This window comes from Bordetella tumbae (assembly GCF_965139195.1).
Taxonomy (GTDB): domain Bacteria; phylum Pseudomonadota; class Gammaproteobacteria; order Burkholderiales; family Burkholderiaceae_B; genus Bordetella_A; species Bordetella_A tumbae.
Genome location: NZ_CBCSJH010000032.1, coordinates 47,477 through 69,767, shown reverse-complemented (window position 1 = coordinate 69,767; position 22,291 = coordinate 47,477). Strand labels below are relative to the sequence as shown.

Sequence of the window (22,291 nt, the reverse complement as noted above, 5' to 3'; positions counted from 1 at the left end):
GGCCGAGGCCCCTGCTCATGGGCCGAGTCGCGGCGATAGGCCCGGCGGGGCTTTTACACGCCGACCTCCTGCGCCAAAAGAACTCCCCACTACGCATTCCACAGACAACAATCCTGTTCCCCCAAAGAGCCCCCTCGGGGGACAGCAAGCCGCAGGCGCAGCGTGGGGGCATTTCTATGTGTACGGCGAAGCTGTCTAGAAGCTGAAGCAATCACAAAAATACTTCGATGAGCCTATCAGCATTTATCGGTTCGCTGTAACCGTCTCGTTTCCCTGCCTTTCTAGAATTTCCCGATCTCTTGGCAAGCAAGAGCTTATGCACGGTCATCGCTGTGCGGCGGGATCTTTCGCTGTCCTGTGCTGGCAAACGCGAGCGCTTGTGCGTTGCGCATGACATCGCCGGCCGGGCGCGCCGACTGTGTTTCCAATCATCCTCCAGACAGAGTTTTCCGTTCTCCTATGAAACCAGAATCGACTGAATGGGCGTTCGCCAGATACGTACGCCGCGCTCGTGTGCTGCTCGTGCTTGTTGGGTTCACGTGCGTGCTTGCCGCCTGCGGCAGCGGCAGCGACGACGATGATGACTCGAATGGCAGCACGCCTCCTCCCGATACTTCGACGCCCGCCCAGTTGCGTTGCGCGCCTTGAAACCCCGACAACACGTTGCAGAGTCCGGTATGACGATCAATCATTCGAAGCGAAATTTTCTGCGCACGAGCTTCGGTGCAACCTTTTCCACTGCTGCCCTCAGCATGTTTCCGCCCAGCATCCGTCGCGCACTCGCGATCGAGGCCAACAATGCCACGGGCACGATCATGGACGTCGAACACGTCGTGATCCTGATGCAGGAGAACCGTTCGTTCGACAACTATTTTGGCACCTTGTCGGGTGTGCGCGGATTCGGTGACCGGTTTCCTATTCCGTTGAGCGCCGGTCTGAATGTATGGCAGCAAAAAGACGCCAATGGCGCATTGGTGTTGCCCTATCATCTGGATCAATCCGAAGGCAATGCGCAACGCGTCAGTGGTACGCCGCACTCGTGGGTGGATGCCCGCGATGCCTGGGATTGTGGCCGGATGAATCAATGGCCCACGTACAAAGAACAGCAATCGATGGGCTATTTCACGGAACAAGAAGCACCGTTCCAGTATGCCTTGGCCAACGCTTTCACGATCTGTGATGCGTACTTTTGCTCATTGCATGGCGGCACCAATACGAATCGCCTCTTTCATATGACCGGCACCAACGGCGCAACGACGACTGATGGCAAAGTGGTGGTCAATAACGTGTGGGATGGATTGAATTCGACCACGGACCTGAACACGACGGGCTACAACTGGACGACCTATCCCGAGCGCCTGGAAAAAGCGGGTGTGACGTGGATGGTCTATCAGAATGTGCCGAGCAACTACACCGATAACCCGTTGATTGGCTTTAAACAATATCGTCAGGCGAATCTGGATTCGGGCAAGCCGGTCTACCACGATGTGGATAACAATCCCGCCTACGATGCCTCGACCGACGACGCGATTGCGCCCCTGTACAAGGGCATCGCAAACACCATGCCTGACGGGGGTTTCCTCACGACCTTCAAAGAGGACGTGCTCAACAACAAGCTGCGTCAGGTCTCCTGGATCGTCGCGCCCTCGACGTATTCGGAACACCCCGGGCCTTCAAGCCCTGCACAAGGCGCGTGGTACACGCAGGAAGTGCTGGATGCGTTGACAGCGAATCCCGAGGTCTGGAGCAAGACCGCCCTGATCGTGAACTTTGACGAGAACGATGGCTTCTTTGATCACCTGCCGCCGCCGTGCGCGCCGTCGATGGATGAAACGGGAGCCAAGGCCGGCAAGACCACGCTGAGCGACGATGAGCTGTCGTACGAGTATTACACGCATGCAGAAGTGGACAACTCGAACATGCCGCAGCCCGATGGCGATTGCTATGGGCCTGGGCCGCGTGTGCCGATGTACGTGATTTCGCCGTGGAGCAAAGGTGGTTGGGTGAATTCGCAGCAGTTCGATCACACCTCGGTGCTGCGTTTCCTGGAGGCGCGCTTTGGTATCGCGGAAACCAACATCAGTCCGTATCGCCGCGCGGTGTTCGGTGATCTGACGAGCGCGTTCAATTTCGCTACGCCGAATGCGGAGTTTCCGACGTTGTCGGGCCGTACGACCAAAGAGACGGCCGATGCGCTGATTTCTGCGCAAGAGGCCTTGGGCGCGGTGCCGTTGCCCAATCCCCAGTCCTTGCCGGATCAAGAGCCGGGCGAGCGTCCGTCACGTGCATTGCCTTATGAGTTGCACGTCAGCGCACGTGCGGATTCTTCTGCTGGCACCCTGCAACTGATTTTCTCCAATACGGGCAAGCAGGCTGCGGTTTATCACGTCTATGACCGCCTGCATCTGGACCGTATTCCGCGGCGCTATATGGTTCAGCCCGATATGCAGTTGGATGACGTGTGGGCAACCAGCGACGATGCCGGCGAATACGATCTGTGGGTCCTGGGTCCCAACGGTTTTCACCGCGCATTCAAGGGCGATTTGACTGCACAGGCTGCACAGACCGCTGTCGCACCCGAAGTCCGCGTGTGCTATGACATCGCCAACGGCAATGTTTATCTGACGACGATGAACGATGGCAATGGCGACGCCAGTTTCACCATCAAGGCCAACGCGTACTTCAACGAAGGCCCATGGACAGTCTCGGTGGCGGCAGGCGCCTCTGAGGATATTCATTGGGACCTCGCGAGTAGTACGCGCTGGTATGACTTCACCGTGACGTGCACGGCCCTGCCTGGCTGGAGCCGTCGATTTGCCGGCCGCGTGGAAACTGGCGCGGATGGTATCAGCGACCCTGCGATGGGATTTGAGGGGTTTTAAAGACTGGAGGGCTGGGCAAAGCTCAGCCCCTTCTCTGAAGATAGTTAACGAATATTGTCAAAGCTGATACCGATCCCGCTTCCAATGAAAACCCCACCTTTTGCACTGCCTTTTTCAAGGCACGTGTAGTGGGTGCGTTAGCGAGATGGAAGCATGCTGGTTGGTACCGGTCAACGCTCAAGCCAGACGCCGCCGCACGTCACGATCGTTATTTTGGTAAAACCCCTATCCAAAGCGTCGGACGAACGGCAGTCACAGCTCGTCCATACCGTGTGCACGAGTTGGGTAAAGGTAATAATAATGTTTGACCGATTGAGTCGGCTTTCCAGGAGCCATGGCGCGTTACAGATGGGGAAGGGCTTGGTGGCGGGTGTGGTGGCGTTGATGCTCGCCGTGCTCTGCCTGCTGGGTGTGCTGGCTTTTCATTTTCCGCAGTATTTGACGACACCTGAATTGCGCCAGTCGTATGACGTGGAGACCATGCGGCAGTTGTTGTTCTGGTGCATGGTGATTTCCGGGGGCCTCAGCCTGAGCCTGATCGTGTTGGGCCGGATGCGCTGGATCGCCAGCTGGGCCTTTGCCCTGGTGACGTTGACCGCCTTTCTAGGCGGACACAAGGTCGAGATCGCGTCGGAACTGCCGTCGCATGTGCCTTATATCGGTCTGGACTGGTTCATCCTGGATCTGTTGGGCTCGTCGTTGATCTTCATTTTCATCGAGAAGCTGTTCGCGTTGCGTAAAGAGCAGCCGGTATTTCGCGCAGAATGGCAGACGGACTTTCAGTATTTTGTGATCAACCACCTGATCGTTGGTTTTATTCTGCTGGCCACCAATTTGATTGTGCACAAATTTTTCGGCTGGGCGGCCAACGATGGAATTCGTGGGTGGGTAGCCGGGCTGAATTTCTGGGTGGCTTTGTTTTTGATCATCCTGGTGGCTGACCTGGTGCAGTACTGGACGCACCGTGCGTATCATGAAATCCCGATGCTATGGCGTATCCATGCCGTGCACCACAGCGTCAAGAGCATGGATTGGCTGGCCGGTTCGCGTCAGCACATCCTGGAACTGTTGATCACTCGCACACTGGTGCTGGCTCCGATCTATATCCTAGGCTTTGCCAAGGAGGTCATCGATGCCTATATCATCATTGTCGGGTTCCAGGCGGTGTTCAATCATGCCAACGTCAGTGTGAGATTGGGGCCGCTGCGCTACCTCATTGTGACGCCCAATTTCCATCATTGGCACCATAGCCAGGACCAGGAGGCCCTGGACAAGAACTATGCTGCGCACTATGCATTTCTCGATTACCTGTTTGGGACGGCTGTGAAAAGCGACAAGCTCTGGCCCAAAGACTATGGCGTGTTAGGCGACTATGTGCCCAACGGTTTTTTCAAGCAGCTCAAGTTTCCCTTCTCGTCAGAGAGCGAACCGCCCCAGGATCTGAGCCATAAGTGATCGATGGTTAGTGTGCCGCCTCGAACGGGTGAACCTGAATCTCTGCATCGGGAAACGAAGCCACTAGTTTTAACTCTCCGCCAAGCGCCTTGACGTACTCACGCAGCGTACTGACGTACATGTCGCCGCGGCGTTCCAGTTTCGAGACGGCGGCTTGCTCCACGCTCATGGCCTTGGCGACTTCGACCTGGGTTACTTTGCGGGCCTTGCGCAACTCTTGAAGCTGCATTTCCACGAGCATGGCTTCGGCGCGTGCCGCAGCACGGGCTTGAGCCTCTGGCGACATCTTGGCGCGCAATTCACTGAATTTCCTAGCCATTGATCTGCCCTTCCTTTCTCAACGTCTCGATGTGCATGTCGTACAGTTTGTCGGCTATCGGCACATGCGTGTCGTACCAACGGTCATCGCCCGTCTTGTCACCGCCCAACAGGAGGATGGCGCAGCGGCGAGGGTCAAACGCATAAAGCACCCGGTATGGCCGACCGTCGTGCTGAATACGCAGCTCGCGCATGTGGGCGTGCTTCGATCTCTCGATCCCGGAGGTGTGAGGAAACCCAAGGTTTGGCCCCTTCTCTTCTAGCAACCGCACTGAAGAGTCGATGGACTCTTGCTCGGCCTCGGTCAGATCTGACCACCATTCTCCGAGTTCATCGGTGTACTCTACTTCCCATTTAGCAGACATTATTCCTTTTAAAGACTATTCCGTCAAATGCATATTTTTATGCATCGCGGAACAATACGAAAGCGCTCCACGCGAGAATATGGCGTTCTTCGAGTCCCATTTCTCGGACAACATCGAAGGCGCTGTATTCCTATCGATACCGCCAATCCGCTTTGTCTGGGAGTTGAGAATTTGCGCACTACATGTCAACGCGTTCCATTCGCAATTTTTTTTCTTGTGCTGACAGAGTGAGATGTTTCCGCGCTCCGACCCCACTAAAATCATGACAACGTGCGGTAAGCTTACGGTAACGCTCAGTAGGGGATAGCGCGGTACGCGCTCGTACAACTTGATACATTATCCCCCGGCAGTATCAGGGTCAGAATGTGCAATAACTTCGGTTTAGTTCTGGCAAGTTCGGAAAATCATGCAATTTCATGTCCGTGGGGCAACGTCAGTTGTCCTGGGGCATTAGAGGAAAATCGTCATCATGGCATCGGTCAATAAAGTCATTCTCGTCGGCAATCTGGGACGCGACCCCGAAGTTCGTTACAGCCCGGATGGCGCGGCGATTTGCAACGTTTCCATTGCGACCACCTCGCAATGGAAGGACAAGGCCAGCGGCGAGCGCCGCGAGGAAACCGAGTGGCACCGTGTGGTGATGTACAACCGCCTGGCCGAGATCGCGGGTGAATACCTGAAGAAAGGCCGCCCGGTCTACATCGAGGGCCGTCTGAAAACCCGCAAATGGCAAGACAAGGACACCGGCGCTGATCGCTACAGCACCGAAATCGTTGCCGACCAGATGCAAATGCTGGGCGGCCGCGAGGGCGGTGGCGAAGGCGGCTTTGGCGGCGGTGGTTACGACGAAGGCGCACCGCGTCAGCAGCGTGCGCCGGCCCAACGTCCGCCCGCGCAGCGCCCGGCGGCAGCGGCGGCAGCACCCGCTGCGGGGGGAGCAGCCAACTTGGCGGATATGGACGACGATATTCCGTTCTAAAACAAAAATCCCTTTCGCTGGGGTACAGGACCCGCGTTTCTCACGAGGCGCGGGTTTTTCTTTGGCTCGGCGGCACGCCGTGTTGGATCGGTATTCGCTGTTAATCCAGGCCCACGTGCCCGCTGGCGTATGTGTGTCAGGCCTTTTGAGGCGATTTAGGCGTCCACACCACAGCCGTGGCAATACCCGCCATCGCACCGGCGGCGACATACCAGGCGCCGGGCACCAGTTTGTAGGTGACGATGGCGGCCAACAGGCTGATTAGCCATGGCACGGCACGCCGCACGCCGCGCCACATGCCTCTGAGCATGACCAGAAACACTGCCGGAAAAGCCATATCCAGGCCATAAGCCTCGGGATGGCCGAGCAGAGGTCCGAGTATTGCGCCCAGCGTCGTGCAGCCGATCCATGCCACATAGAACACTGACGAGGTGCCCATGTAATAGGCCAGACTGAAGGCAGGCTCTATGCCCAGTTGTACGCGCCGTCGCGTATCGGCCATGGATAGAGCCCAGCTGGCATCGGTCATCAGGAACAGCGAGGGCAGGACCTTGCGCTTAGGCAGGTGGCGCAAAAAGGGCGTCATGGCCGCACCCATGACCAGCATGCGGCTATTGACCAGAAAGGTCACCGCCATGATCAGCAATAACGGCGGTGGCGCGGCCCACAGGCCCAGCGCGGCGAACTCCGAGCCGCCCGCGAAATTCAGGCCGGTCAGCAAGGGGACTTCGAATGGCGTCAGCCCTTTTTGCGCGGCTTGCGCGCCCAGGACCAGGCCAAAGGGAATGATGCCGAACAGCACCGGCAGGCTGGCCAGGGCGCCTGCGCAGCATTGGGCCCAGGGCGTGGCATGATTGGACAACGGTAGTACGGTGGCGCCTGGTTTTTTGGCGGTGGGCATGGGATGGCCAGTAAGTCGAAACGTAGAGCGAGCGTCAGGACATGAAGTGGCGCAGCAAGGCGGCGCTGACGACACCGATCAGGACTGTGGGCAAGAGAGCGAGCCGCGTTGCAGCGACGACCGTCAGCGCCAGCGCGATCAGATCCGAGAGCTTGTCAGAAACGAAGACTGGAGCGATGACCGCCAGCAGCACACAGCCGGGCGCGGATTCCAGCACCGCCGTGGCGCGCGGACCGAGACTGCGGTTGCGCAGCAGGATATAGCCGCCGATGCGTGTGAGATAGGTCACTGAAGCCATCAGGACAATGGCCAATAAATTCGCCGGGTCGATCATGAGGAAGGCTCGGTGCGCTTGCGTTAGAGTTAGGCACGGAATAGCTCATGATAACGGTTATGGGGTTTTGCGCGCAGATCGGAAAAAACATGCAGTTAAACGACTGCGCCTTCACTTTTACGGCACGTCGAAGGCATCGAGTATGAATGCTTCGACGCGCCGGAGACCGTCTTTGGTTCCCATGAGTTCCAAGGCTAGGTGCGGATTGATATCTGTGACGATCGCCGCTTCAAATCCCTGATCAATCGTTCACGGTCAACGCGCGGCAAACCGCCTGGGTCATCTCCGTGCAACTGGCCTTGCCGCCTAAATCTCGCGGCACATATTCACCCTGCGCGAGCACGTTTTCGACGGCAGATTCGATGCGATGGGCGGCGTCGCGCAGTGTGTCGTCATGATGGGAGTCTCCCAACCAGCGCAGCATCATTGCCCCTGACAGGATCGTGGCCAATGGGCTGGCGGCGTTTTGGCCGGCGATGTCGGGGGCCGAGCCATGCGCGCCCTGGAACAAGCCGTGTTGGTCACCCAGCTCGGCCGAAGGCGATAGTCCCATGCCGCCGATGGTGCCAGCGCCCAGATCCGAAATGATGTCGCCGAACATGTTCTCGGCGACGATCACATCAAAGGTGTCAGGACGCTTGAGCATGTGTACGGTGATGGCATCGGCGTAGGCGTAGTCGATTTCCACATCGTTATAACTGCGTGCCACGTCGTCGCATACGCTGCGGAAAAATGCATAGCTGCGCAGGATATTGGCTTTGTCGCAGACGGTGACCCGGCGCTTGCCGTCGCGCGGCGCACCTGCACGCGAACGGGCCAAATCGAATGAGAAGCGCGCCACGCGCTCGATGCCTTTGCGGGTGACGACGATGGTGTCGGTGGCCAGTTCATCGCGCAGCACGATGCCGCCGCCGCGGCTGGCATAAAGGCCCTCGGTGTTTTCGCGCACGATCACATAGTCGATCTGGCCGGGCTGGAAGTGTTTCAGGGGCGAGTCCACACCCTGGTACAGCCGGATAGGGCGTACGTTGGCATACAGATCCAGGCGAAACCGCAGGCGCAGATGCAGATCGTTGCCGACTTCGGTGCCATCGGGATAGGTTACCCCGGGCATGCCGGCGGCGCCGTGTAGGATGGCGTCGGCCGCTTTGCAGGCGGCGTAGGTGTCATCAGGGAGGACATGGCCAGATTTGACGTAATGATCGGCGCCGCCTTCGTGGCTGCTGAAAGACAGAAGGTCGGACCCGCAGGCTTCTTTCAGCACGGTGATGGCGGATTGGCAGACTTCGGGGCCGATACCATCGCCGTCGATCGTCACAATTTCATATTTGGCCATTTGCTGCTGTCTCCTCATTATTGACTGGGGGTATGGTGTGTCTTGATTGCAACACTTGCATGGAGGGTTGCTTACGTCAAGTGTACGCGCGGATTGCCGCGCCTTTTACCGGCGTGTGGAGCGCCGGATTTGCGGCGCGGCAAGCCAATATTGCGTGTATTGAGCTACATTGGCGCCCTTGTTTGCATAATCTCCTTAAAAAAAGGGAACCACGATCTTGGCTGAGACCACAAGTCACCACGCCGTTGATACGAGCACCGAGGGCGACTCCGCACCGACCGGGCTGCGTCGTACGCTGGCTGCCCGCCATCTGTCCATGATTGCCGTTGGCGGCTCTATCGGCACGGGCTTATTCGTCGCCTCTGGCAGCACGATTGCACAGGCGGGGCCGGGCGGGGCGCTGCTGGGCTATGTATTCATTGGCCTGATGGTGTATTTCCTGATGACCAGCCTGGGCGAATTGGCCGCTGCCATGCCGGTGTCGGGATCATTTGCCACGTATGGCGCGCGTTATGTCGAGCCGGGTTTTGGGTTCGCATTGGGTTGGAACTATTGGTACAACTGGGCGGTAACGGTAGCGGTGGATCTGGTTGCGGCACAGCTCGTGATGTCTTACTGGCTGCCTGATGTGCCGGGGATCTACTGGAGCGCGCTGTTTCTGGCCGTGATTTTCGGCTTGAACGCCTTGTCGGCACGAGGCTTTGGCGAGGCGGAGTTCTGGTTTGCCTTGATCAAGGTGATTGCCGTGATCGCCTTTATCGTGATGGGCGTGCTGATGCTGCTGGGCATCATCCGTGGTGGGGAAACGGGTGGTTGGCATAACTGGACCGTGGGAGACGCGCCGTTTGCCGGCGGGTTCGCGGCCTTGATCGGCGTTGCCATGGTGGTGGGATTTTCGTTTCAGGGTACGGAACTGATCGGCATTGCCGCCGGAGAGTCAAAGGACCCGGCGCGTAACCTGCCGCGCGCGGTGCGCAGCGTGTTCTGGCGCATTCTGCTTTTCTATGTGTTGGCGATCGGGGTGATTGGCCTCTTGATCCCGTATACCGATCCGCAACTGCTGCGTAACGATGTCACAGATATCAGTGTCAGCCCTTTTGCGTTGATTTTTGAACGGGCGGGTTTGCTGGCGGCCGCCTCGGTGATGAATGCGGTGGTGTTGACCTCGGTGCTGTCGGCGGGGAATTCGGGGATGTATGCGGCCACCCGCATGCTTTACGCCCTGGCGTGCGAGGGAAAGGCGCCCAGGGTCTTTAGCCGGGTGGCTTCGAACGGCGTGCCGGTCCTGGCGTTGCTGGCGACGGCGGCTGTGGCTGCGCTGTGCTTTTTGTCTTTTATCTTCAGCCCCAAGGCGGTGTACGTCTGGCTGTTGAACACGTCGGGTATGACGGGCTTTATTGCGTGGCTGGGGATCGCGATCAGCCATTATCGTTTTCGCCGAGGTTACGTTGCGCAAGGCGGCCGTTTGACGGATCTGCCTTACGTGTCGCCGTTCTTTCCTTTTGGGCCCATTTTCGCGTTTGTGGTGTGTCTCGTCATTACCCTGGGACAAAACTACAGGGCGTTTTTCGAGGACGATATTGACTGGATAAGCGTCGCGGCGACGTATGTCGGTATTCCTTTGTTCTTACTGATCTGGGCGGGTTATTGCCTGGCGCGCGGCTCACGGTTTGTGCGTTACGCGGACATGACGTTTCCGGTGCGCCGTGTCCGCTAGGGGACTCAGCACGCCACGTTTTTGACGATCTTCAGAAAGCCGATGTTTTGATGGGCATCGGTGAAATACTCCACACTCGCCATCGAGTCTGCATCGATGGTCGCGGTGAAATCCCGTATCTGCTGCTGGGTGCGATAGCGCAGCGACCAGTTCATGAACAGCTCCATGTAGCCGATGTCTGGTGTTTCTGGCAGAAAATTCGCCACCAGTAGCGCGCCACCCGGTTTCAGCCTTTCGAATAGATTGTGAGTCAAGCGCTGGCACAGCCGGTCGGATAGATAGTCATAGAGTCCGGCGGAATAAATCAGTTCGAAGTCCTGCAGGTGAACGTCTTTCAAAAGGTCCATGATCGTGCCGCATTGCGGCGCGACACGCGGAATGCCGGGTTTGGTGTGATAGCTCGTGGCAATTTCCAGGCTTTTGGCGTCCTGATCAAAGGCGACGAATGCTGCAATGCGCTCCAGCAACGCATGATCGACGAGTTCCAGTTCGCGCGCATGGCCACACGCCACAGACAGGATGCGGGCGCTCGGGGTTTGCGCTGCAATATGCGAGATGAGATCGGCAATGATGTGGCGCCGAGCTCGAACCGCGATGGGGGCGGGGCGGTCCAGGTTGGTCAGCAGGATGCGGCGTCCGATGGCGGTCGAGCGGTCGATGTCGGGCGTGCGTGCGGTGTGGCAATAAAGGTAATCGATCAGTTCTGCGTCACCGGGATAGCCGCGCGGCTGCCGGGCGGAATGCGCTGTGAAAGGGCATTGATACAGATATTCGGAAACGGGGTGCGATCGCGCGGTGTCCTGCAGCGCCGCCAGTTCGGCCTGGTCGGCGATGTGGCCGAGTACATAGCGGGCGTGCTCGATGAGTTCCGGAATGATTCTCGCAATGGCGTCGCCTCGGCGCGCGGCATGCGTGATGTGATCGAGTTTGTCGGTCAGAAGGGTATGTACGTCAACGCTATTTTTTAGTGCGGTTTGCGTATGCATGATGATTACCGGGCTTAACGACGCGGCGGGATATTCCGTCCGGCGCCATTTTCCAAGAGGCGCCCCGGGGCGGCATCATCGAAATTGAGGATGCGGAGCAGGCTCTGAAGATATAAGTAACAGGGCTATCATTTTTTAAATTATCCTGTTTCAATGATTAACATATGGCTGGGGATCACTGCTCGCGTGATCGAGCCTTATAGAGGATTCAACCATTCTTGCCCGGGGAGGTTCAAAGAATGTTTGAAGCAAATTTATCCGCGGCCATGTGTCTTTTTGCGGACGCGGTACTGGATGAGACGTTGTTTGAGCCTGCCCTGGCCCAACTCAGCCAAGCGATGGGAGGCCGACGCATGTTGCTGGTGTCGGTGACAGAGCGCTTGACGTCGACGCCCGAAGTCGAGACCTACACCGGCCGCGGCTCGCCGTTGAATCGCTTTCTCGAGGATTACGAGGGCTACTACCATCAGTTTGATCCGATCAAGCGCCGTTGGCCTATGGTGTCGGCAGGGCAATGGATGATGGAGATGCAGGCCGAGGAGCCCAGCCGTTGGTCCCGGGGCCTGTTCTACCAGGATTGTGCAAAAGAGCACGGGATCATTGGATGGGGAGCCCTGAAAATCTGTGAAGCGTCGCCACAAAGCGACGGCCGGCATTGGGCGTTGTCATTGCTGCAGGATCAAGGGCAGCAGGCTTTTGATCCTGCGCATTTACTGAGTCTGGCGCAACAACTACCCAGTTTGCGGCGCACGCTGGTGTTGCGGCGACGGTTTGCTGATCTGCGGGAGGCCGCTATGGTGGGCCTGCAGGCTTTGCATTGCTTCAGGTCTCCCATGTGGATCTTGAATGGTGTGGGACGTCTGATATTTGCCAATCAGGCAGCAGAACAGCATATGCGGGCAGGCCGTCTCCTGAGGGCAGCCTACGGCGAGTTGACGCCGGTCAATGTTCAGTCGCAGTCTGCGTGGAAGGACTTCATCGCCGCGGCTAAGCAACCAGGTCTGCAGCATGCGAGCGCTATCCGATTGGTGTCGACGGATGGCAATACCGTGCTGATCCGGCGGCTGCCCGTCCATTGCACGGAGAATCATGGCTTGGGCCGTCTGGCTCAACATCAATTGCTGTTTTTATGCAATGCGCGCGAGTATGGCTCGGCCGCCGAGGCCGAGCGGCTGCAGCAGGAGGTATATCACTTCACGGCCGCAGAAATCCGCATTGGCCGGTATTTGCTGGAAGACATGACGGTGGCTGAGATTGCGGATAATGCTGGCACAAAAGTCAGCACCGTGAGAACACAGGTCCAGGCCATGTTGCAAAAAACCGGCTTGCGGCGCCAGGCGGAATTGGTGCGATTGTTGTCGGCGATTTACGTGGTCGAGCCGGTCGTGACGTGAACGCTCCAGGTCGGTTCAAGAGCCCGTTTTAGATAAGCAGCTCGCATCTTTCTCCGACAGCTTATTGGCTTTCAGCCACGCCTGCGTTTCCTCATCGCCGGCTTTTTTCAGGGTCTGCATGATGGAGCCGGAGGGGGCGGTGTTCAGTGTCATTTTGTTTTCTCGCATGCGGCCGTAGTTTTGCTCGATGCGCTGTTCGACACCCGCCCAGGATGCGGCGGCGACTTTTTCTGCTGCCTGGGTCAGGATCGCCTGTTGATCCGGACTGAGCTGATTCCAAGTATTTTGATTGATGATGGTGTAGCTCAGCGGGATGGAATAGCTCACCGCTGTGAAGTTGGGCAGGTGATCCCAGAGCTTGCGGCCCGCGCCGCCATCGCCGGAGGTGAGCACTGCATTGACCTCGCCAGCGGCCAGTTTTTCGGCGAGGGCGGAGTAGGGCAGTTCCACGCTTTGTGCGCCGAGCCGTTCGAATACCGCTTTGCTGGTGGCGTCGTAGGTCCTGATTTTCAAGGCCTTGACGTCTGTGTCGTCGGTCAGGGGGGCTACGGACCAGATGCCTGATGGCGGCCACGGCGTCACATAGAGCAGGTGCGCGCCGAGTGCCTTTACGCGTTCTTGCAGGGCGGGTTCGGCGCAGGTGTATAGCGCATGAGCCTGCTTGAAGTCCTTGGCCGCAAATGGCAGGGACGAGAGCAGGAACAATGAATCCTTGTTGCCCAGGATGCCGCCAAATAACGTGCCCATTTGGGTTTTGCCTGTGCTGATGGCGTCGACCTGCCCCACACCCTTGTACGGATTCTGCTTTTCTTGCAGCGTTTCGATCTGGATTTTGCCTTGCGACTGTTCATTGACCGTTTGCGCAAACTGAAGGTCGGCAGCGGCCGTGATGGAGGTTGCCGGATATTCGTTGATCAATTGCAGCGTGGTCTGAGCCCAGGCGCAGGGGGCCAAGACCGCTGTACTGAGGGTGACGCTCACGAGCATGTGGGAGTGGTTGCGTTTCATCGGTTGCCTCGGGGCCTGGAAAAAAGGATACAGCCGTAAGGCTGTGGGACCAGTCTGATTCGGGTTGCGCGTTGGCCGTATTCCAGTTTGCTGGTCCGAAGCGGATAGGATGTGAAGCTTTGCTTGTAGCATCGGACGCCCCTGGTGAGTAGGTATGGAAACTCCCAGGTCAGGCATCCGGTTTGTTCGCAACGAAAATACAACTTATTTTCATTCATATAAAATCACCGCTGTCCGCAACGCCTTTCTACGGCTTCCGATGTTCCCGTTTTTTTTCTTGGCCACACCGCGTCGTCGGCGTTTGGCGCTGCTGTTGGCATTATTTTTGATCGTGGCAGGTACCGCGGCGTGGTTTCTCCGACCGCCTGGCGCGCCGCCGGACGACGCGTTCGCCAGTTACGTACGCGAGCCTGTTCCGGTCAGTCTGGCGGCAGCAGAGATGGGCGTGCTGCATAGGGATCTGCACGCGGTGGGGACGGTGACGCCGCTCTTGCGGATCGCCATTCGCAGTCAGGTCGATGGCGAACTTACCCAGGTGCATTTCCAGGAAGGGCAACAGGTTGCACGCGGGCAGTTGTTGGCTGAAATCGATGAGCGCTCCTATCGCGTGCGGCTGGCCTCGGCCGAGGGGCGGGTGCAGAACATTCGTGCGCAATGGGAAAATGCCGCCGCGGATTTGCGCCGCTATCAGCAATTGGCAAAACAGGATTCGATTGCCGAGCAGCGACTGGATACGGCGCGCGCGCAGGAACAGCACTATGCCGCACAGCTCAGCCATGCCCAGGCGCAGGTCGATGAGGCGCGCCTGCAGCTGTCGCATACGCGCATTGTCGCGCCGGTGACCGGGCGTATCGGACTGCGCGGCATTGACGCGGGTAACTACATTCGCGCGGATAGTACGCAGTCGTTGGCGACACTGGTGCAGACAGCGCCGACATCGGTGCTGTTTACGATCCCCGAGACGCGGCTGTCCGCCCTGCGAGAGGCGTTGGCTGCGGCCGATGGCGCTGGACTGCAGGTGCAGGCCTGGGATGCCGACAATCAGCGGGTACTGGCTCAGGGCACGTTACAGGTGCTGGATAATCGTATCGACAGTCGCAGCGGTACGTTGCAACTGCGCGCCCATTTTGACAATCAGACAGAGGTGTTATTCCCGAATCAGTTCGTGAATGTCCGGCTGGCGTTGACGCGAACCGCCGAGGTATTGACGATTCCGTCTGCTGCGGTACAGCAGGGCGAGGACGGGGCCTATGTTTATGTGGTGGGCGACGATAAGCGTGCGGCGCGGCGTTTGCTGACCGTAGGCGCGGCCAGCGCGGGGCGCGTGTCAGTGCAAGCTGGGTTACAGCCAGCCGAGCGGGTCGTGCTGGAGGGCATTGATCGACTGGAAGACGGCCGCGATGTGCTGGTTGTCGAGCAGCAGAGTTAAGGAACGCCGATGAGCCTATCCCGTCCTTTTATTTTGCGGCCCGTCGCCACGACATTTTTGATGATTGCCTTGCTGTTGTCAGGCATTCTGGCTTGGCGCCTGCTGCCGGTGGCAGCATTGCCGCAGGTGGATTACCCGGTCATTCAGATCAGTACGCAGTATCCCGGCGCGAGTCCCAGCGTGACCGCCAGAGCCATTACGGCGCCGCTGGAACGCCGTTTTGGGCAGATCCCGGGATTGAATCAGATGTCTTCGTCCAGTGGCAGCGGCGTGTCGGTGATCACGCTGCAGTTTTCGCTGGACATTCCCTTGGGTGTGGCAGAGCAAGAGGTACAGGCGGCAATCAGCGCCAGCAGTGCATTGCTGCCGGATGATTTACCTGCCCCGCCTATTTATCGCAAGGTCAATCCGGCCGATGTACCTATCCTGACATTGGCGGTGACCTCCGATACCTTGCCTCTGCCGCAAGTCTATGATCTGGTCGATACCCGGATGACGCAACGGCTGGCGCAATTGTCTGGCGTAGGGATGGTCAGTCTGGCGGGCGGGCAGCGTCCTGCCGTACGCGTGCAAATCAACCCTATGGCCTTGACGGCCTATGGATTGCAGTTGGCGGATGTGCGTGATGCCATCCGCGCGACGAATTCGAATCTGCCCAAGGGCAGCTTTGATGGCCCGGTGCGCTCGGTGATCATGGACGTGAATGACCAGCTGCGCAGCGTACAGGAGTATCGCGATTTGATTGTGGCCTGGCGCGGTGATGCGCCCGTGCGGCTGGGGCAAGTGGCGAGCGTGCAGGATGGGGCGGAAGATCGTTTTCTGGCAGCCTGGGTGGATGAGCGTCCTGCGGTGCTCGTGAACATTCAACGTCAACCCGGCGCCAATGTGATCGCCGTGGCGGATCGGGTCAAGGCCTTGTTGCCGCAGTTGACGGCCAGCATGCCGGCATCGGTGGATATCGCTGTGCTGACAGATCGTACGGAGAGTATCCGGGCATCGGTGCGCGGGGTGCAGTGGGAACTGGTGTTCGCGGTAGCGCTGGTCGTGTTGGTGACGTTCCTGTTTTTGCGCAATCTGCCGGCGACGCTGATTCCGAGCCTGGCGGTGCCTTTGTCGTTGATCGGCACGTTCGGTGTCATGTACATGGCAGGCTTTTCGACCAATAACCTGACCCTGATGGCCTTGACGATCGGGGCCGGCTTTGTGGTGGACGATGCCATCGTCATGCTCGAGAACATCGCCCGTTATCGCGAACAGGGACATAGCCGGATGCAGGCGGCACTGAAGGGGGCAGGCCAGATTGGTTTTACCCTGGTGTCGCTGACGGTATCGTTGATCGCAGTGCTGATTCCCCTGCTGTTCATGGAGGATGTGGTGGGGCGGTTGTTCCGCGAGTTCGCGGTGACGTTGGCGGTGGCGATATTGATTTCGCTGGTGGTGTCGCTGACGTTGACGCCCATGATGTGTGCACGCCTGTTGCCGGATCTCGAGTCGCACGATACGTTGGCGGCCGGACGCCGCGGCTTGATGGATCGCATTGTCGATCGGTACGCGGCTTTGTTGGACGTGACGCTGCGGCACCAACGTACGACGTTGATCATCATGTTGGGAACCGTCTTGTTGACAGGGCTGTTGTATTGGTCGGTACCCAAGGGATTTTTCCCGGTGCAGGACAGTGGTGTCCTGCAAGGGGTGACGCAGACCGCCGAGGATGCCTCGTTCGATACGGTGGCGCAACGTCAGCAAGCTGTGGTGCGAGCGCTGTTGGACGATCCCGCCGTGCAGAGTCTGTCGTCATTCATCGGTATCGATGGTGTCAACACCACGCTCAATAGCGGTCGGCTGCTGATCAATTTGACGCCTCGCTCGGACCGTGACGGGTCGGTAGATGCCATCATGGCGCGTTTGGCCGATCGTGCCAGCAAGGTGGATGGAATCGAATTGTTCCTGCAGCCGGTGCAGGAGTTCAATGTCGAGGACCGGGTCAGCCGTAGTCAGTATCAGTTCACACTGACTTCGCCCGATGCAAAACTGCTGCAGTATTGGGCCAATGAGCTCGCGCAGTATCTCGGGCATCAGCCCGCGTTGGCGGATGTGGCCGCGGATTTGCATAGCGGCGGCCGGCAGGCTTATTTATCGGTGTCGCGAGATATTGCTGCGCGATTGGGTGTCAGCATGGACGATATCGTGCAGACGCTCTATAGCGCTTTTGGGCAACGTCAGGTCGCTACGCTGTTTACGCAGTCCAATCAATATCGCGTTGTGCTGGAGGTCGATCCACAGCATGCGTCGGACCCTGCTGCGCTGGATCGTATTTATGTGCATTCGGCCGATGGCGCTGCGGTGCCGTTGGCTGCGTTGGCCACGCTCAGCGAGCGGGCGGTTCCGTTGGCGATTAACCACGTGGGCCAGTTTCCGGCGGTCAACGTGTCGTTCAATGTGCCGCCGGGCAGCTCGCTGAGTGAAGCGACACAGGTAATACAAGGTGCACGCGCCGCGATCGGTATGCCGGTGAGTGTGGAGTTGCGCTTGCAGGGCGCGGCGGCAGCCTTTCAGGCGTCGTTGGCCAATACGTTGTGGCTGATGCTGGCGTCGGTCATCGCGATGTATCTGGTGCTGGGGATGTTGTATGAAAGCGCGATCCACCCCATTACGATCCTGTCCACGCTACCCTCGGCGACGGTGGGAGCGTTGCTGGCGCTGTTGCTGACGGGGCGGCCGCTGGACCTGATTGCGGTGATCGGCATCATTCTGTTGATCGGGCTAGTGAAGAAAAACGGCATCATGATGGTCGACTTTGCGCTGGAGGCCGAACGAGTGCGAGGCCTGGATCCTCGGGCTGCGATTCGTGAGGCGGCCTTGCTGCGATTGCGGCCGATCTTGATGACGACGTTGGCGGCGTTGTTTGGCGCGATTCCGTTGATGCTGGCCAGTGGTTCGGGCGCGGAGCTGCGTCAGCCGTTGGGGTGGGTCATGGTGGGCGGGCTGTTGGTCAGTCAGGTGTTGACGCTGTTCACGACGCCGGCGGTATATCTGTTCTTTCATCGGCTGGGCGCACGAGGTTCTGTGCCCACAACGCAGCCGGTGTCTGGCTCGGATGCCTCCTGATGTTGCGCGCTTTTGTCCAACGGCCGATCGCGTGTTTGTTTCTTGCCGTAGCGCTGATGCTGATCGGTGCGGTGGCTTGGCACCTGTTGCCGGTTGCGCCGTTGCCGCAAGTGGATTTTCCGATGATCGAGGTGCGTGCATCGTTGCCCGGCGCCAGCCCGGAAAGCATGGCGAGCACAGTCGCAGCGCCATTGGAGCGGGCGCTGGGCAGCATTGCCGGCGTGACTGAAATGACCTCGTCGAGTAATCAAGGGGCGACGGAGGTACAGCTGAGCTTTGAACTGGACAGGGATATCAACGAAGCCGCCCGAGACGTTCAGGCTGCCATCAATATGGCGCGCGGCGAGTTGCCGGCCGGTATGCCGGAGGACCCGTCGTACTACAAGGTGAATCCGTCGCAGGCGCCCATCATGGCGATTGCGTTGAGCTCGGCAACACGGCCGCCAGGTGCGTTGTACGATCTGGCCTCGACGGTATTGGCGCAGAAGATCTCGCAGATCGAGGGGGTGGCAGAAGTCTCGTTAGGAGGCAGCTCGTTGCCTGCGGTGCGGGTGCAGATGAATCCACACGCACTGGCGCACTACGGTGTAGCGCTGGACGATGTGCGCGAGACCATCGTCCAGGCCGCGCCGATGGCACCCTTGGGATATCTGGAATCGGCATCGGGCCGATGGGAAGTCGGCACCCAGGCTCAGCCTCGCACGGCGCGCGAATATGAGCAGCTGACGGTGCGGCAGCAAGATGGCGCGCTGACGAAATTAGGCCATGTGGCGCGCGTCAGTGATTCGGTAGAGGACCGCTATAGCACGGGTTTTCATAATGAGGACCCTGCGGTTGTGATGATGATCAACCGGCAGTCGGGTTCGAACATTATCGAAACCATCCAGGAGATTCACCAGGCCTTGCCTGGGTTGCGGGCATTGCTGCCTGCCGATGTGAATCTGACGGTCGTGCTGGACCGTTCACCAGGCATCCATGCGACATTGCGCGAAGCACACATCACGCTGGGGATCGCGGCCATTCTGGTCATCTTGGTCGTGTGGCTGTTTTTGGGCAATGCGCGGGCTGCGGCCATTCCGAGTGTGGCGATTCCGGTGTCATTGATTGCCACGTTTGCGGTGATGTATGCCTTTGGATTTTCACTGAATAATCTATCGCTGATGGCGTTGATCGTGGCGGCGGGATTGGTTGTCGACGATGCCATTGTGGTGCTGGAGAACATCTCGCGTCATCTTGAACGAGGCTTGTCGCCATTGCGTGCTGCGGTTCGTGGGGTGAGCGAGGTTGGCTTCACATTGGTGGCGATGACAATGGCGTTGGCCGTGGTGTTTGTTTCCATGCTGTTCATGGGGGGATTGGTCGAACGTTTGTTCAGGGAGTTTTCTATCACCCTGGTAGCCGCCATGGTGATCTCGCTGGTGATTTCGTTGACCATCATTCCCAGTTTGTGCGCACGATGGTTACCCGCCGTAAAGGCCAGCGAACCGCCGTCTGCGACCTGGTTGAATCGCGTCTTTGCCCGCTTGCAGCGGGGCTATGGGAACACCCTGACCGGCGTGCTGCGGCACGCGTGGTTGACGCTGGCGTTGCTGGGCGTGGTGATTGGGTTGAACGTATATTTGTATGTGCAGGCACCCAAGGGCTTTTTGCCTACGCAGGATACCGGGCAGGTCATCGGCTTCGTGCGCGGCGATGATGGTTTCTCATTCCAGATCATGCAGCCCAAGATCGATGCCTATCGCCGTTTGGTCGTGGCAGACCCTGCCGTGCAGGATGTGATTGGCTATAACGGCGGCAGCCTGGGGATCAGTAATTCATTCTTTTTGATTCGGCTCAAGCCGTTGTCAGAGCGTGGTGAGTCGGCGGACGCGGTGATCAATCGACTGCGGAAAAATTCCCCGTCTGTGCCTGGCGGCATGTTCTTCATGGCGGTTGACCAGGATTTGCGCATGCCGGGCGGATTCGGCACGTCTGGCGATCACGAGTTGAAGGTTCTCACCAGCGACGTGCCGCTGCTGCGGCAGTGGTCGCGGAAAATTGCCCAGGCGCTGCAGGATGTGCCTGAGTTGCGTGATGTGGATGCGGTGGGTGACGAGGCCACGCAACAAGTGACCGTGCTGATCGATCGTACCGCGGCGCGACGATTGGGCGTTGATGTGAGTACCGTGGCGTCGGTGCTGGGTAATTCGTTCAGTCAACGTCAGGTGGCGACGCTGTACGATCCTTTGAATCAATATCGCGTGGTGTTGGAGTTGGATCCTCGCTATACCGAGGATCCAGGCGTCCTGGAAGAAGTCCAGGTGATCACAGACGATGGTCGTCGCGTGCCCTTGAGTGCGTTTGCAACGTATGAGTATGACTTCGTGAACGACCGGATATTTCACGATGGCCTCTTTGCTGCGACGGGCATCGGGTTTTCCTTGGCTGAAGGGGTGTCGTTGGATCAGGGATTGGCGGCGATTGACGAGGCGATGGCCAACCTGATGCTGCCGTCCGAGATTCAGACGCGCTTGGGCAGCAGCGCCGAAGATTTTCGGCAGATCCTGCGAGATCAGCCCTGGTTGGTATTGGGGGTGCTGGTGACCATCTATCTGGTGCTGGGGGTGTTGTATGAAAGTCCGCTGCATCCCTTGACGATTTTGTCGACCTTGCCCTCGGCAGGGATCGGTGCGTTGCTGGCGCTGCGGTTGGCGGGAATGGAATTTACGTTGATTGCATTGCTGGGATTGTTCTTGTTGATCGGGGTGGTGATGAAAAACGCCATTCTGATGATCGATTTTGCGCTGGCCTTGGAACGGCGCGAGCGGCTGTCGTCGGCCGAGGCGATTCACCGCGCTGCCATGTTGCGGTTAAGGCCGATTGTGATGACGAATCTGGCGGGCCTGCTGGGGGCATTGCCGCTGGTGCTGGGTCTGGGCGNGGGGGCGGAGTTGCGCCAGCCNTTNGGGGTGGCGATTGTCGGGGGGCTGGTGGTGAGCCAGTTTTTGACCTTGTATACGACACCGGTGGTCTACCTGTTGCTGGACCGTTTGCGTCGCCGCCCGCGTGCGGTTCAGACTTCGTCGCCATGAAACAGGCTCTGCCCATGGGTGTGCAGCAGGTTGATGAGTTTTTCGGCTGCAGGCGACAGGCTGACGTCTTTGAGATAGGTCAAGCCAAAATTACGAACCAGCGTGGTGGCCGGCAAGGGGATCTCGCGTAGCTGTCCTTGGCTGGCGCTGATAGTGCGGCGTGATACGAAGCTCAGCAGATGCGTGTGTGCGATGACGCGGGGAATCAGGGGAATCGAGTTGGTTTCGATCTGCGCGTAGGGGCGGGCGAGGCCTTGGGATTCGAATGCCTGGTCGAGCCAGATCCGGCTGGCGACAGATACATTGGGCAGCGCCCAGCGGTAACGGGTCAGTGATTCCAGTGTCAGGCGTTTTCTGCTGCGAAAAATGGGGTGCTGCACGCCGGCTGCCGCGACCACGACATCTTTGAGCAGGGTGTCACAGACGAACTCGGGTTCTCGATCGGGCACGAATCCCAGCACCACGTCCAGGTTGCCGTCGCGTAGTTCAACGCGCGATTCGTAATTCATGCGGATCAGCAATTGCAACTGAACATCGGGGGCTTCTTTCAGAAGCAGTTGTGAGATCGTCGGTAGCAGATATTCGGCGCCTAGAGGGCCGCTGCCTAAGCGCACCAGACCTGCTGTGCCGCGACCGAGCGCTGCGACTTCGTTACGGACGGCATCGGCTGTGCCCAGCAGCGGTGTGGCACGCGCCAGCAGCGCGGCGCCTGCGACGCTGAGCCGTTGGCCGCGCCCTTCGCGTTCAAAGAGCTTGGCGCCTAACGAGGCCTCCAGTCGGTCGATGGCCTTGGTGAGGGCGGGTTGTGAGCGGTGCACGATGTCCGCAGCCCGCCGGGTGTTGCCGGCATGAGCGATAGCCACGAAATATTTCAGGTCGCGCAGGTCCATGGTGATTACCTGTAAAAGAGGTCAAACCTTCAAATCAAGTCAGCGGGGCCTCGGGAGTATGGCCGGAAATTGATAGCTAAATAGATTCAATTGATGAAAATTTTAAAGTAGACGGAAT

Annotated in this window: 16 protein-coding genes and 1 pseudogene; 9 read left to right on the top strand and 8 right to left on the bottom strand. The window is 58.6% G+C overall.

The window, feature by feature from the left end; genetic code table 11:
• Positions 1-677: 677 nt before the first annotated feature.
• Together ACNA0J_RS23725 and ACNA0J_RS23720 are read left to right on the top strand one after the other, a co-directional pair.
• On the top strand, positions 678-2,882 hold the full coding sequence (locus ACNA0J_RS23725; RefSeq protein ID WP_415821338.1) for a phosphocholine-specific phospholipase C: 2,205 nt from the start codon (positions 678-680) through the stop codon (positions 2,880-2,882).
• Positions 2,883-3,182: 300 nt separating this feature from the next.
• The gene (locus ACNA0J_RS23720) at positions 3,183-4,337 is read left to right on the top strand and encodes a sterol desaturase family protein (protein WP_415821336.1); all 1,155 of its coding nucleotides are present in this window, start codon (positions 3,183-3,185) and stop codon (positions 4,335-4,337) included.
• Between the two features lie 7 nt (positions 4,338-4,344).
• On the opposite strand, the gene ACNA0J_RS23715 is transcribed toward ACNA0J_RS23720, so the two are convergent.
• Together ACNA0J_RS23715 and ACNA0J_RS23710 are read right to left on the bottom strand one after the other, a co-directional pair.
• Positions 4,345-4,656 carry a helix-turn-helix domain-containing protein gene (locus ACNA0J_RS23715; protein ID WP_415821335.1) on the bottom strand — a complete coding sequence of 104 codons (312 nt, stop codon included), beginning with the start codon at positions 4,654-4,656 and terminating at the stop codon, positions 4,345-4,347.
• Positions 4,649-5,020, bottom strand: coding sequence for a type II toxin-antitoxin system RelE/ParE family toxin (locus tag ACNA0J_RS23710; protein ID WP_415821334.1), 372 nt, complete (start codon positions 5,018-5,020; stop codon positions 4,649-4,651). Before ACNA0J_RS23710 ends, ACNA0J_RS23715 begins: the two co-directional genes overlap by 8 nt.
• 469 nt (positions 5,021-5,489) lie before the next feature.
• On the opposite strand from ACNA0J_RS23710, the gene ssb reads away from it, so the two are divergent.
• The gene (gene ssb / locus ACNA0J_RS23705; RefSeq protein ID WP_094836942.1) at positions 5,490-5,999 is read left to right on the top strand and encodes a single-stranded DNA-binding protein; all 510 of its coding nucleotides are present in this window, start codon (positions 5,490-5,492) and stop codon (positions 5,997-5,999) included.
• Positions 6,000-6,135: 136 nt separating this feature from the next.
• Here the strand turns inward: ssb and ACNA0J_RS23700 are convergent, their stop codons facing one another.
• The 3 genes from ACNA0J_RS23700 to ACNA0J_RS23690 form a co-directional block, all read right to left on the bottom strand.
• Entirely contained in the window at positions 6,136-6,900 is a 765-nt protein-coding gene (locus ACNA0J_RS23700; protein WP_415821333.1) for an AzlC family ABC transporter permease, read from the bottom strand.
• A gap of 34 nt (positions 6,901-6,934) precedes the next feature.
• A complete protein-coding gene (locus ACNA0J_RS23695) occupies positions 6,935-7,234 on the bottom strand; it encodes an AzlD family protein (RefSeq protein ID WP_415821332.1) in 300 nt (99 codons plus the stop codon).
• Positions 7,235-7,475: 241 nt separating this feature from the next.
• On the bottom strand, positions 7,476-8,570 hold the full coding sequence (locus ACNA0J_RS23690; protein ID WP_415821331.1) for an isocitrate/isopropylmalate dehydrogenase family protein: 1,095 nt from the start codon (positions 8,568-8,570) through the stop codon (positions 7,476-7,478).
• Positions 8,571-8,787: 217 nt separating this feature from the next.
• Between ACNA0J_RS23690 and ACNA0J_RS23685 the strand changes: the two genes are divergently transcribed.
• Positions 8,788-10,287: an amino acid permease gene (locus tag ACNA0J_RS23685; RefSeq protein WP_415821330.1), complete on the top strand. Its 1,500-nt coding sequence runs from the start codon at positions 8,788-8,790 to the stop codon at positions 10,285-10,287.
• A 5-nt stretch (positions 10,288-10,292) separates the two neighbouring features.
• On the opposite strand, the gene ACNA0J_RS23680 is transcribed toward ACNA0J_RS23685, so the two are convergent.
• Complete coding sequence (locus ACNA0J_RS23680) at positions 10,293-11,273, bottom strand: class I SAM-dependent methyltransferase (protein ID WP_415821328.1); 981 nt, start codon at positions 11,271-11,273, stop codon at positions 10,293-10,295.
• A gap of 239 nt (positions 11,274-11,512) precedes the next feature.
• Between ACNA0J_RS23680 and ACNA0J_RS23675 the strand changes: the two genes are divergently transcribed.
• Positions 11,513-12,667 (top strand): helix-turn-helix transcriptional regulator, encoded by a 1,155-nt coding sequence (locus tag ACNA0J_RS23675; protein ID WP_415821326.1) that lies wholly within the window; start codon positions 11,513-11,515, stop codon positions 12,665-12,667.
• 15 nt (positions 12,668-12,682) lie between these two features.
• Here ACNA0J_RS23675 and ACNA0J_RS23670 read toward each other — a convergent pair whose 3' ends face one another.
• Positions 12,683-13,675 carry a TRAP transporter substrate-binding protein gene (locus tag ACNA0J_RS23670; RefSeq protein ID WP_415821325.1) on the bottom strand — a complete coding sequence of 331 codons (993 nt, stop codon included), beginning with the start codon at positions 13,673-13,675 and terminating at the stop codon, positions 12,683-12,685.
• Between the two features lie 259 nt (positions 13,676-13,934).
• Between ACNA0J_RS23670 and ACNA0J_RS23665 the strand changes: the two genes are divergently transcribed.
• The 4 genes and pseudogenes from ACNA0J_RS23665 to ACNA0J_RS23650 all read left to right on the top strand — a co-directional run.
• A complete protein-coding gene (locus tag ACNA0J_RS23665) occupies positions 13,935-15,104 on the top strand; it encodes an efflux RND transporter periplasmic adaptor subunit (RefSeq protein WP_415821324.1) in 1,170 nt (389 codons plus the stop codon).
• Between the two features lie 9 nt (positions 15,105-15,113).
• Positions 15,114-18,212 (top strand): multidrug efflux RND transporter permease subunit, encoded by a 3,099-nt coding sequence (locus ACNA0J_RS23660; protein ID WP_415821323.1) that lies wholly within the window; start codon positions 15,114-15,116, stop codon positions 18,210-18,212.
• Positions 18,212-21,131 (top strand): annotated as a pseudogene (locus ACNA0J_RS23655) (efflux RND transporter permease subunit); the annotation flags it as partial. The gene ACNA0J_RS23660 and the pseudogene ACNA0J_RS23655, both read left to right, overlap by 1 nt.
• 23 nt (positions 21,132-21,154) lie before the next feature.
• Positions 21,155-21,283, top strand: a 129-nt coding sequence (locus ACNA0J_RS23650; protein WP_415821341.1) for a hypothetical protein, incomplete at its 5' end; no start/stop codon positions are given.
• On the opposite strand, the gene ACNA0J_RS23645 is transcribed toward ACNA0J_RS23650, so the two are convergent.
• Complete coding sequence (locus ACNA0J_RS23645; RefSeq protein WP_415821322.1) at positions 21,265-22,173, bottom strand: LysR family transcriptional regulator; 909 nt, start codon at positions 22,171-22,173, stop codon at positions 21,265-21,267. The two genes, ACNA0J_RS23650 and ACNA0J_RS23645, sit on opposite strands and share 19 nt — an antisense overlap.
• Positions 22,174-22,291: the final 118 nt, after the last annotated feature.